A 12,146-nucleotide genomic window follows, 5' to 3' on the forward strand; every position below is an offset into this window, starting at 1 on the left:
GGACGGTGGCGGTGACGGTATTCGTCGAGGTATCGATCACCGACACCGTCCCGCCGTTGAAGTTGGTGACGTAGACGAAGGCGCCGTCCGGGGTCACCGCCACCCCGTTTGGGCCGTTTCCGACGGGGACGGTGGCGGTGACGGTATTCGTCGAGGTATCGATCACCGACACCGTCCCGCCGTTGAAGTTGGTGACGTAGACGAAGGCGCCGTCCGGGGTCACCGCCGCCCAGAATGGGCCGTCGCCGACGGGGACGGTGGCGGTGACGGTGTCGGTGGAGGTGTCGATCACCGACACCGAATCACCATTGAAGTTGGGGACGTAGGCGAAGGCGCCGTCCGGGGTCACTGCCACCCCGTTTGGGCCGTCGCCGACAGGAATGGTGGCGGTGACGGTATTCGTCGAGGTATCGATCACCGACACCGAATCACCATTGTTGTTAGTGACGTAGGCGTAGGTGCCGGGCGGGACTGCGTGTGCGGGCTGCGGGGCGAGTACCGGCAAGGCGAGCCCAGCCACGAGGACGAGGCCGGCGACCACGGCACGGAGTCCGGCCCAGCACCACGGCCCTCGCAGGTGCCGCTTCAGGGGTCGGGAGACGGTATCTCCGGATCTCGTGCGTGTCTGGACATGACAGGTAGTCACACATTCCTCCAAGACGAAGTCGGGGGCGGCGCCACGACAGGTCGTCACACGACATCCGCCCGCTCAAGGCGGACACGGCGCACCGGACGACAGCACAGCGCGCCACCGCTGCACCTCGTGCCCGGGGTGTCCTGCGTCCCGTCCGATTCTCTGCACCCCCTAGCGCCGCCTCTCACAGTGACGCCTGCGCGAACAGGTGACACCCGTCCTGAGGCTCCCTCCCGGGCGACAGTCCTCCAGCGTTTGGCGGGAGCGATCAAGCGGGGTCGTCAAACTGGCTGGGGAGTGGGGCGAGGTGAGGGGGCGGTCCGTACCCGGGTGGAGTTCCGCAAGGACGCCGCACGCGGGCGGCGGCAGCGTGTGTCACGCAGTGAGGTCTTCGTTTGCCTTGAGGGCGTGGCCTTGACCTTGGGTAACCGTTTGCCAAGCAGGGCAGGGTGCCGACGGCGGGGCTGTGGCGGGAGCGGATGGGCGGAGTGCCGCGCGCGAGCGGCTTCAGGCCGAGGCTGTTCGGCGCACCGTCAGAGCAGTCAGTGGCTGGCACCGAGGCCGGTGAGTGTAAACCGCACCAGGTGGTCCGTCTGCGTCGAGTCCGGCCGCGTGCCGGTGCGCAGGTGGTCGTGGAGGACCGCGATGGTGAGCAGGTAGACGGTGCGCGCGTCGCGGTCGTAGTCGGCGGCCTCGCCGGGGCTGGTGAGTAGGCCGGTGGCGGCAGTCTCGCGGAGTGCGGAGGCCAGTGGCTGGATCATGGCTTGCTCGGAGGCGCGTTGCTCGTCGGGGAAGCGTGCCGCGAGCCGGTCGATGTGGGCCAGGAAGGGGCGGGTCCTGGCGGCCGCGCGCCGGTCGGTGGCCTGGGCGAGTACCCCTTCGATCCAGGCTCGGGCCGCGTCGAGCGGGTTTGCGGCCAGGGACATTCGGTGGCGCAGGTGGTCCGCCATCTGCCGGCGGCCGTGGTCGAGCATCGCGATGAGGAGGTCGTCTTTGGATCGGAAGTGCCGGTAGAACACCTGGTTGGACAGTCCGGACTGGCGGAGGATGTCGCGCACCGTGGGGTCCAGTGATCCGGTTCGCTCGATCACCGTGTAGGTGGCTTCGATCAGCCGTTGCACTTCGTCTGCCGAGGTCTCGTAGCGTCTGGCGAGCGGCCGGGCGACCGCACGTTCCACGAGATCCGGCGTCCTGTCGGCCATGTGTCCTCCCGCCTTCTCTGCCGTGTGTGAGAAATCGTGCCACAGCGTCTGGTGCTGTGGAACGGTCGTTCCTATTCTGAGAACGTCGTTCTGACAGAGTGTCAGGTGTCTGATACGGGGTGGAGGAGGAACTGGTGGAGCGGGAACTGCTGATGACCGGCATCGGCGGGCAGGGCATCCAGCTCGGGGCCAGGCTGCTCGCCCAGGCGCTGACGAGTGCCGGGTTCGCTGTCTCGATGTTCGGCAGCTACGGCGGAATGATGCGCGGCGGTAATACCGAGGCCACGTTGATCGCGGGTGATCGCGCGATTGAGGGCCCGCCGACGGTCTCCCGTGCGTGGTCGTGCCTGGTCATGCACGAGGCGTATGCCGAAACGGTTGTCGAGCGCGTCAGGCCCGGTGGTCTGGCAGTGGTCAACAGCACGCTCTGCACCGCCCGTCCGTGGCCTGGTGGGATCCGGGTGCTGGAGGTCCCGGCCACGGGCATCGCGGACGAGCTGGGGGCGGTGGCTGCAGCGACTCTCGTCGCTCTCGGCGCGTATGTCCGCGGCACCGGCATCGTCGGGATCGACGACATGGTGGCCGCCCTGCCCGATGTTCTGCCGCCCTACCGCAGCCGCCTGCTGGCCGTGAACGAGCGGGCCGTGCGAGCCGGCTTCGGCCACACGACTGCGGCGTACGTGCCGGCTTGGCCGAAGGCGGTCGCATGAGCCGCGGCACGCTCGTCATCGACGTCGAGGCGTGCAAGGGCTGCGAGCTGTGCATCGACGCCTGCCCGCCGTCGGTCCTGGTGATGACCGACGATCAGGTGAACAGCCGGGGACACCGGTATCCGCAGCTGCTGCCCGGCTGCATCGCCTGCACAGCCTGCACGGCGATCTGCCCCGACTTCGTCTTCCAGGTGTACCGCTACGACCAGCGGGCGGACTCCCGATGAGCGGGCCCGCTCGGCTGCTGGCCGGCTCCGACGCACTAGCGTCGGCGATGGTCGCCGCGGGCTGCCGGTTCTTCGCCGGCTACCCGATGACGCCGTTCACGCCAGTCCTGGAGTCGATGGCAGTGCGCCTACCCGAGGCCGGGGGCGTCTGCATGAACGCGGAGAGCGAGCTCGAGGCGATCGGTATGTGCTGGGGAGCGGCAGCAACCGGTACACGCGCCGCCACCGGCTCGACCGGCCAGGGGCTCTCGCTCATGCAGGAGGCACTGGCGGAAATGACGCTCGCGCGGCTGCCCCTAGTCGTGCTGAACATGGCTCGCGGCCAGGGCGACTACTTCCAGACCACCCGCGGCGGGGGCCACGGCGACTACCGGCTGCCCGTGCTCGCGCCATCAGACATTGCCGAGGCGGTCGCGCATGTCTCGCTCGCTTTCGAGTGGGCTCAGGCATGGCGTACCCCGGTCATGATCCTGGGCGACTACTACCTCGCGCACACGCACCAGTCGGTGGCGGTCCCGGGGCCGCAGGAGCCGGCATCGCAAGGAGGCTTCCCGCGCCCCGAGTGGGCGCTGGACGGCCGCAGCGGGGGCACCGGCCGCGCGAAGCTGCTCTCCCCGCTCGGCACGGTCAAGCAACGCGACGGCCTTGGCGGCCAGGCCGGCTACGACCTCGCTGTCCACTACCGTGCCTGCGCCGAGCGGACCAAGGCGATGCTGCGTGCGCTCCCGCCCCGGGTGGAGTCCATGTTCCTCGACGACGCCGACCTCGTGGTCGTCGGCTACGGCACCCCGGCCACGTACCTGCGCGCCGCCGTGCGCGAACTGCGTTCCGCAGGTGCTCGCATCGGATTCGTGCGGCCCATGACGCTGGTTCCCTTCCCGTACGCCGAGATCGCACGGCTCGTGAGGGGCGCGCGTGCCGTCGCGGTGTACGAGAACAACACCGGCCAGGCGGTTCAGGACGTGCAGCTCGCGGTGAACGGTGCGCTGCCCGTCGAATTCATCGGCGGGCTCTCGATGGACCCCTCGGGCTTCGGTGTCGCACCGGATCTGGACGTGCGGGTGCTGCGGGAGCGGATCACGGAGGTGACGCCATGACCGGACGTAAAGCCCTACCCATTGTCCCCACGGACGCTCCCCCGGCCTGCGGCGCGAAACTCGTCCACGACTTCACGCCCGACCTGGTCGACATCGGGGCCCATCAGCTGTGCCCGGGCTGCGGCGAGCCGGTCGCGATGCGCGCCGTCGTGGAAGCCGTCGCGGAACTCGGCCGCACTGCCTCCTGCGTCGCCGTGTTCGGGATCGGCTGCTCCACGGCCTTCTCCAACAACCTCGACATCGAGGTCGTCCAGGCACTGCACGGGCGGGCCCCTTCGGTGGCCACCGGCGTGAAGCGGAGCCAGCCCGATCTGACCGTACTGACGGTGCAGGGCGACGGCGACATGGCCGACGAGGGCCTGCAGGAGGTACTGCACGCGGCCGCCCGCGGTGAGCGGATCACCTGCTTCATGCTCAACAACGGCGTGTTCGGCGAGACCGGCGGCCATATGACGGCCACGACCGTGCTCGGCCAGCGCACGAAGAACACCCTCGAAGGCCGCGACAGCGCCCGGCACGGCCATCCGATCCGGCTCGCGAACCTGATCGCCCAGATGGAAGGGGCCGTGTATGTCGCACGTGGCGCGGTCGATACCGCGGTGAACGTGCACCGCACCAAGAGGATGGTCCTGAGAGCACTGCGGGCACAGGAGTCCGGCTTCACCTTCGTCGAGATCCTCACCATGTGCCCGACCGGCTGGTTCGTGGAGACGACGCAGGCCCCCGTCTACCTGGCCGAGCACCATGCGGCGGTGCACTCCATGGGCGTGCTCAAAGACCCGGCAGGCAGGAAGGGCGTGAGGGGGTGATGGAGCGCTCCACGGTCATCCTCGGTCTTGCCTACCCGTCGCGATGGGATCAGCGGGCCGCCGACGTGATCGAGCGGGACGTCGCTGCACTTCGGGCGGTCGACCCGCGCATCGAGGTGATCCGATGCCCACCCGGCGCCACCACCGCCCGGGTGCTGGCCCGCCTCGACATCCTCGTCGGGCTGCACCTGCCGCCCGATCTCCTGTCGACCGCGCCCCGGCTGCGCTGGGTCCAGGCCATCGGCGCAGGTGTCGGCCACCTGCTGCCCGCGGATCTCCACGCCCGCGGCATCCGGCTGTCCACCGCGTCCGGAGTGAACGCCGTGCCCGTCGCAGAGTTCGCCTTCGCGCGCGTCCTCGGGCACTTCAAGCGCTTCGCCGAACTGGACCGGGCGCAGCGCGAGGAACGCTGGACCCCGTACTACGGCGAGCCGTTGGCCGGCCGCGCCATCGGCGTGCTCGGCCTCGGCGCGATCGGCACCGAGGTCGCGGTGCGTGCCCGCGCCTTCGGCATGCGCGTGTCGGCGGTGCGACGCAGCGCCGAACGCCCCATGCCGCACGTCGATACGCTGTACGGCCCCAACGGGCTGCGCTCGATGCTGGCCGAGTGCGACGCGGTGGTCGCGGCGCTGCCGGAGACTCCGCAGACCATCGACATGATGGACGAGGCCGCGTTCGCCGCGATGCCGGCGGGAGCGTTCTTCTGCAACGTAGGCCGCGGCTCGTGCGTCGTGGAGGAAGCCATGGTGGACGCCTTGCGGTCGGGGCAGCTCGGCGGGGCTGCGATCGATGTCGCGCGCCTCGAACCGCTGCCGGCCGCGAGCCCTCTGTGGCACGCGCCGAACCTGGCCATCTCGGCGCACTCGGCTTCCGCCGCGGGTGCGCACTTCACCGGAGTCTTCCAACTCCTGCGCCAGAACCTTGCCCGGTACCTCGCGGGCGAAAGGCTCATCAACGAAGTTGACACGACGATCGGGTACTGATCGATACCGGCGACCGGGACCGGCACGGACACGACGGGAGCGGACTGTGGACGAAAAGCGCGCGCTCGGACGCATCGGCAGCAAGATCCTGTTCGACAACGAGCGGGTACGGATCTGGGAGTTGCGGCTCGCAGCAGGCGAGCACAGCGACGTCCACCGACACGAACTCGACAACATCCTGGTGCAGATCTCCGGCGACCGGATCGCGGTACGGCCCGAGCCCGACACCGAGGGCCCCTACCGGGACTTCCTGGAGGCCCAGGTGGTGCCCGGCGCCGCGATCTATGTCACCCGCGGTGGCGTGGAGACGGCGGTGAACACCGGGGAGCGCGACTACCACGAGATCATCATCGAGCTGAAGGACTGAGCCGCGCGGCCCGAAGGCCGCCGCCACGCGGCCGTCAGGCGCCGGACGCCGCTCGCAGGAGGCCTGTTCTCATGCCCGTACCCGTGCACCAGTTGCTGATCGGCGACGTCTTCACCAACGCCGCACGGGCCGTGCCGCACCGCACGGCGGCCGTGCTCGGCGACCGATCGCTCACCTTCGCCGAGGTCGAAACCGGCGCCGACAGGGTCGCCCGCACCCTGCGGGGACTCGCTGTGCGGCGCGGTGAGCGCGTCGTCTGCTGGGCAGACACCACCCTCGACGCAGTCCCTCTCTTCGCCGCGCTTGCCAAACTCGGCGCACTCTACGCACCCGTCGCCGGAACGCTCGGCATCAACGAGGCCGCCGAACTCGCCGCCGCGGTCCGCCCGGCGCTCATCATCACAGCCGGACGGACAGCGGCCGACATCGCACGGCTCCGCGCCGCGATCGGCGTCCCCGTGCGGGACCTGAGGGCCGTGGTCGCAGCAAAGGCAGAGACACACAGACCGACCGCAGCGCCGGACACGGATCCGCACGCCGCGGCCGGCCTCCTGGAGACCGACCCGCACTGCCTGTTCTTCTCCTCAGGCTCAACCGGCCGGCCGAAGGCCACCGTGCTCTCCCACCGCGTCAGCTTCCTGAGGTCGCACCCGGGATCACAGCTCGAACCGCGCGGCGCCGCAGTCTGCTCCTTCCCCCTGTTCCACATGGCGGCCTGGACGATCTCCCTGCAGCAGTGGCAGGCACGCGACACAGTGGTGTACCTGGACCGCGCAGACGGGCAGGCCATCCGAGCGGCCGTCCGGGCCCACCGGGCGACCCGGCTCTACTGCGTGCCCGCTGTCTGGCAGCGGGTGCTGGACGGCGACCATGCGGCGCTGGCCACGCTGCGTTTCGCCGACACGGGGACGTCCGCCGTCACCGCCGCCTTCCTCGACGCCATCCGGACCGCCGCACCACACGCCCACCTGCGCGTCTTCTACGGCTCAACCGAAACGGGCAACGTCGCCGCGCTCGACGGCGACGACCTGCGCGAGTTCCCGAACTCCATCGGCGTACCCGGTACGTCGATGGAGGTACGCAGGAGCTCCGACGGGGAACTGCAGGTACGCGGCCCGCTGCTCTTCACCGGCTACTTCGACGACCCAGCCGCCACCGCTGCGGCCTTCGACAACGGCTGGTATCGCACCGGCGACCTAGCGGAGATCGACACCGCAGGGCGCATCACCCTCACCGGACGGCTCGGTGAGCTGATCCGCACCGGCGGCGAGACCGTCTTCCCCGGCGAAGTGGAGACCTGGCTCGCGGACCATCCAGCCGTGGCCGAAGCCGCCGTCGTCGGCCTGCCGGATCCGGCGTGGGGCGAGGTCGTCTGTGCGGTCGTCGTGCCAAGTGACCCCGCACGTCCGCCGAGCCTGCGAGAACTGCGGCGCCACCTCAACGGCAGGCTGGCCGGCCACAAGCACCCACGCATGCTCCGCATCGTCGACGAGCTGCCCCGTACGCCAGCCACCGGCCAGGTCAGGCGCCGGCTACTCGCGCAGCGGATCGCGGCGGCGGACGGGTCAACTTGACTGCTGGTCCTGGTTGTTGTCGAGCAGCAGTGTTTGTTCGGGGTCGAACAGCCCTCGAAGGCGAATCCGTCGAGGGGCAGCCAACGTAGGCTTCGTGCCGGTACAGGCCGCAGTCGTTCTTCGCGTGCCGGGAGTCACTCCCCGACCGCCCCGCGAGGGCGACGCGGACCAACTCGGCAACAGCCACCTCCTGCGGACCCGAGCGCCGCACTGGGACTCCACCGTCCGTCGGTATCCATCGATGCTGGGCGGTGACGAACGCAGGGCATTTTCACTTGGTGTTGCAAGCCGCTTCTGTCGTGCAAATATTGGGATCAATCTGCCAGGCGGCCACGACTCCTGAATGATCATCCAGTTCTCCATACCGCAGGATCACCGCACGAATCGCGGCCCCGTCCGCACCACCGACCCGGCGTTGTGCGAGACAGCTGCCGACTGGTCGCGGCACAGGTGACTAAGGTGCCGTCGCCGGCAGGCTGTTCGAGACGGGAGTCTCGGCGTGGTCCTTCAGCGCGGTAGCCTCCGCGGCCATGCCATCGCGCATGGCCTGTCCAAGAACGCGATCGGCGACAGCGGTGAGTACTCCATCCAACAGCAACTCACTGGTGTAGAGAGTGCGTCCGTCCGGCTGGACCTGCAAAGTCCGGCAGCGTTGTCCGTAGACGAAGAGGGCATTCCAGCCGGCGTCGCGCCAGCAGAAGCGTGTGTAGGGGTCTGTGACAAGAATTGTGTGCGTAGCGGGCAGGACGTGGCCCCCGAGTACTACATCCACGTTGACAGTGGCGCCTGGGGAAGCTAAGCCGTCCGCGCGGATCACCCATGGGTTCCATCGTGCGTAGCCGGGCAAGTCGACCAGTAAGGTCCAAACACGGGCAGCGTCGGCGTTGATGACGCGCTGTTCACGGTAGACGATGGAATGTTTGCCAGGGTCCCTGGGTGTCGGCTCTGCCATGCGGGCCTCGGCACCAGTTGCCTGGGCCGGTAACAGCACCAGAAGGGTGAGTGTGGTGAGTGCAGTTGCAATACGGCGCATCGTAGGTGTCCTCCCTTTCATACGGGTGGATCATCGTCGACTGACACAGCTCGGCGTCGCCGGTTCCCGAAGTGACGTTGGTGGGCGTGTGTTGCCATGCTGATGGGCTCTGCCGCGTGCCATTACTATGGCAAGATCGTGCGAGCAAGCCACCTCCGTCAAGAGGACGAATAAGGCCACAGCACGACGGGGCGAGGTGCTTCCGCACCGAGGGGTGGGCTCCGGGACAACGGTGGTCGGTGCGCTCGGTCCGTCATGTGGTCGCGGCGCACAGGAGCGGTTGCCGGTGACCAGCGGGCGCCCGCCCGTTCCGACGGCTGATTCGCAACGCTGTCAACAGGAGGCTTCACTTCGGCCTGGGCGAGAGGGCTACGGCATGTCTTCGCACGTTGTCGGCCACACCACTGCCATCGAGCTGGCCGGCCCGAGGCTCCAATAGCGGGGTGGCCTGGAAGACTTGCCGCAAGCGGCTACCGGTCCGGGGTTCGGGGTCGGCGAGTTCGACGGTGCCGGCGCGGGTGTCCCACTCGGCGCGGGCAGTAGCCGCTGCGGTGGATGACGCGTTCGGCGCTGACCTGCCCGTACTCGGCTTGCAGAGGGCATCGGCTTCCACGGGTCGGCTGGTGGCCGTCCTTGTATCCGGGCTCTCACTCCAACGCCGGGACGAACGCCTGGACCGAGTGAGAACCCGTACACCACTTCTCAGGACGCAACCGAATGCAGGCGGCGTCACCGCGGACATAATCACTGTCAGTCGACGAACTCCACTCTGAGCACGATGTCGAACAATTGACCCAAGTATGCGAGATACTCCTCTACTTGTTCCCGAGAACCACTGTAGTTCCTGATCCGAAGCAGGAATTTTCCGTCACCGTCATTAATCTTGCGGATGAAGAAATCACACCAACCGTTTTCAGACGCTAGCGCACCCAGATTCGCCTCGTCGTAATAGGCACTGTCTCCTGAGATGACAAATTGATCCCCGGCGCGGTATGCCGGGATCTCTCCGTGAGGGGAATCCACCGTCAAATCAGGCAGGGGCGGTGCGGAGGTTTCCGCACCGGAGAGGACGTACGAATTGTGCAGGGCCAGGTACTGGATGTCGAAACGGTACTCTTGTGGCGCGGATTGGGGCACCGGGGTGTTCATCCCTGCGAGCTCACGAATGCTATCCCATACTTGGGGACCAAATTCTGCGATAAATTCATCGGCATTTAAGTCGTACACCTGCATGTAGTCACTCCCGACAGCCAGGGGAGAAAGTTCTTCATCTTCCACCACGAGGCAGTTTTCCGTGCCGACCATGGGCGACTTATAGACATCCCACTCGACTTCGATGCACATCGCTTCGGCTCCTGTGCCGTAGATATAGAGAGAGCGTGGAATGTCTGGAACCTTCCTGGCCAGAGGGAGGCCCTTTATCCATTTATCCCATTCATCGACAGAGCATAGTTCTGAACTGTCCAAGCGAATTGGCCCAATAAAGCTTTTCACGTCGAAAAGAGATCTCAGCACGAAGCAGTTCGGGGTGCCTATCGGAATTTTATCCGCCACGTCAGCTATCCTGTTCCAGGAACTAGGATGCATTTTATATCTTCGGGTTACGCCGTCGATTGCTACGGACGCCGTCGCTGCTGTCGAATCAATGACTCCCACTGGGAGACTGTGCATCCATCTGCCGCGATCTTCGGGAAGTTCCACCTTGCCGGTCTTGAAATGTTGCGTCTGCTGGTACGGGTCGATGATCAGTGTCTCTTCGCCTTGTACAAGGGTGTAGTATTCGCCGCGATACGAGACGTCATATTCCGGCAGCTTGATGACTTTGAACTTCACGCCCTCGGGGGTGACTACGTGCCCCTTGACCAGCGTGGCCTTGCGGCCTGGCTTTCTGATGATCCCTTCCCACTTCTCCTTTTTCATCATATAGCGGGCTAGATGTACAGGATTGATGGCTATCAGCTTGTTGCTGCCAATGCCGTAGGAGAAGCTCCCCGGAGTTCCCGTGGCAGTGCCACTCGCCGCTTCTATAAACTGGTCTTTACATCCTCGCGCCACGACATATTCCGCACCTTTGAGCTTCAGGACCAGCGTTCCATGGGGAAGAAGCTCGCCTTTCGCCCGCGGCAGCGATCGCAGCCACATATCTCTCTTTCTACTGACATCTTTGACCGTGGTGAAATATTTCGTGTCACCGAGATCGGCAACAAACATTCCGTCGGATGTCATGACCTTGTGGTGGGCTGCGGCCAGATCTTCAGGTTCGGGAGGAAATGCTCCTTTCCATAGGTAGGTTTTCCCTTCCGATGTTTCGACGAATGAGTTCGCCATTTCTGCTTCAGGCAGCTTTGCGATGGATTCCCGCCAGGCTTCATCGGTGGTGAGTCCAAGTCCACCACCGTCAGGGCGGACTACGTACGTCTCGCCACCTATCTCGACCCTGAAGCAGTGGTGACCATTTTTCTCGACGTCCACATTCCTGGAACTGGTCATGAGAAGCTTGATCTCACTGGCACTCACCCTGTAGTTGATGCCAGGGGTGCGAAGAAGGCCGCAGGAAATATCCGCTTGGGGTAGCTTTAGAATCAACCTGTCTCGCTTGTTCACCTTTTTCTTCAACCTGCTTTCCAAGCAGACGTATACTACCTTACCTTTCGTCGCAAGAAAGAATCCATTACCACTGCCGGCCAGGTCGATAGCGCTATCAGTCCATAGGTCACCGATTTTTGCCGTGACGAAATGGGAGGCAGGCACTGCGTAGCAGAGATGCCCCCTCTCGGGGCTGACCAGCCAGAGTCCAGGGCTGTCCACCTGGATTTCACAGACATCACCGGCTGCAGCTTCGTCCAACCTATTTCTCGAGGCCCTTACTTCTCGAGCCCATTTTTTGTAGCCCTCCTCAGACATGCCATCTTCTCTGTTTTCATTACGCAATTCATGATACTTTTGGAGTTCTTGCGCATACTGAGCGTGCATGTCGTCCATCGCCCCGGGCCAAGCAGTGCGAAATCCACCGCAAACCACTCTCATCTGATCTGCGTTCTGCAGCCATTCGTCAACCTGTACACGCAAAGCAAACGATACGTAGTTGACTACATTCCCCAGCTCGTAGACATGGAGACTTTTCCCTTCGAGGACTCCCCCGCGCGGTGACGCATGCGCTCGACCCGACTTGTTCTCAACCGAAATATGAAAAGCAGGGAAAGCGTCGGCTTCATAGAAGCTCCAGGCCTTGTTCAACGAGTCACTCTTTATCCACTCATGGCCACCGACGGCGATGGAGGGAGGGCTGGAGTGGCGAACAGGCTTGATTGGAGTGGCCTCCATGCTATTTTCCTCTCGGAGATTGCGTATTGATGGACTTAATGCCTGCTCAGTCGTCGCAGTCAGGGAAGAGACGACGGGCCGGACACCGGGGCCGTTTCAGACTCGAGATGTGCGATGAGGCGCTCATGGTTCGTTCTGATCTCACCGGAGTGCTCTTCGGTTCGCATTTAGACGAAGCACGGGCCG

The 12,146-nt window shown here is 65.5% G+C and carries 11 protein-coding genes; 7 read left to right on the top strand and 4 right to left on the bottom strand.

What is annotated here, in order from left to right:
• The coding region (locus ACIQMR_RS31475; RefSeq protein ID WP_401394465.1) for a beta-propeller fold lactonase family protein at positions 1 to 541 on the bottom strand (541 nt) is incomplete at its 3' end.
• Positions 542 to 1,176: 635 nt separating this feature from the next.
• Positions 1,177 to 1,836: a TetR/AcrR family transcriptional regulator gene (locus tag ACIQMR_RS31480; protein ID WP_401394468.1), complete on the bottom strand. Its 660-nt coding sequence runs from the start codon at positions 1,834 to 1,836 to the stop codon at positions 1,177 to 1,179.
• A gap of 119 nt (positions 1,837 to 1,955) precedes the next feature.
• Between ACIQMR_RS31480 and ACIQMR_RS31485 the strand changes: the two genes are divergently transcribed.
• The 7 genes from ACIQMR_RS31485 (at position 1,956) to ACIQMR_RS31515 (ending at position 7,603) form a co-directional block, all read left to right on the top strand.
• Complete coding sequence (locus tag ACIQMR_RS31485; RefSeq protein ID WP_401394471.1) at positions 1,956 to 2,546, top strand: 2-oxoacid:acceptor oxidoreductase family protein; 591 nt, start codon at positions 1,956 to 1,958, stop codon at positions 2,544 to 2,546.
• Complete coding sequence (locus ACIQMR_RS31490; RefSeq protein ID WP_401394474.1) at positions 2,543 to 2,773, top strand: 4Fe-4S dicluster domain-containing protein; 231 nt, start codon at positions 2,543 to 2,545, stop codon at positions 2,771 to 2,773. Before ACIQMR_RS31485 ends, ACIQMR_RS31490 begins: the two co-directional genes overlap by 4 nt.
• Complete coding sequence (locus tag ACIQMR_RS31495) at positions 2,770 to 3,870, top strand: hypothetical protein (protein ID WP_401394477.1); 1,101 nt, start codon at positions 2,770 to 2,772, stop codon at positions 3,868 to 3,870. The genes ACIQMR_RS31490 and ACIQMR_RS31495 overlap by 4 nt, the downstream gene beginning before the upstream one ends.
• Entirely contained in the window at positions 3,867 to 4,679 is an 813-nt protein-coding gene (locus ACIQMR_RS31500; RefSeq protein ID WP_401394480.1) for a thiamine pyrophosphate-dependent enzyme, read from the top strand. Before ACIQMR_RS31495 ends, ACIQMR_RS31500 begins: the two co-directional genes overlap by 4 nt.
• Entirely contained in the window at positions 4,679 to 5,662 is a 984-nt protein-coding gene (locus tag ACIQMR_RS31505) for a D-2-hydroxyacid dehydrogenase (protein ID WP_401394482.1), read from the top strand. The genes ACIQMR_RS31500 and ACIQMR_RS31505 overlap by 1 nt, the downstream gene beginning before the upstream one ends.
• A 46-nt stretch (positions 5,663 to 5,708) precedes the next feature.
• Entirely contained in the window at positions 5,709 to 6,029 is a 321-nt protein-coding gene (locus tag ACIQMR_RS31510; RefSeq protein WP_401394485.1) for a hypothetical protein, read from the top strand.
• Between the two features lie 71 nt (positions 6,030 to 6,100).
• Positions 6,101 to 7,603, top strand: a complete 1,503-nt coding sequence (locus tag ACIQMR_RS31515) for a class I adenylate-forming enzyme family protein (RefSeq protein WP_401394488.1) — start codon at positions 6,101 to 6,103, stop codon at positions 7,601 to 7,603.
• A gap of 454 nt (positions 7,604 to 8,057) precedes the next feature.
• Here ACIQMR_RS31515 and ACIQMR_RS31520 read toward each other — a convergent pair whose 3' ends face one another.
• Both ACIQMR_RS31520 and ACIQMR_RS31525 read right to left on the bottom strand, forming a co-directional pair.
• Positions 8,058 to 8,636, bottom strand: a complete 579-nt coding sequence (locus tag ACIQMR_RS31520; protein WP_401394491.1) for an SRPBCC domain-containing protein — start codon at positions 8,634 to 8,636, stop codon at positions 8,058 to 8,060.
• A gap of 750 nt (positions 8,637 to 9,386) precedes the next feature.
• Positions 9,387 to 11,960, bottom strand: a complete 2,574-nt coding sequence (locus tag ACIQMR_RS31525; RefSeq protein ID WP_401394494.1) for a hypothetical protein — start codon at positions 11,958 to 11,960, stop codon at positions 9,387 to 9,389.
• Between the last annotated feature and the right edge of the window lie 186 nt (positions 11,961 to 12,146).

It is taken from the genome of Streptomyces sp. NPDC091376 (assembly GCF_044757085.1).
In the GTDB taxonomy this organism is placed as follows: Bacteria; Actinomycetota; Actinomycetes; order Streptomycetales; family Streptomycetaceae; genus Streptomyces; species Streptomyces pratisoli.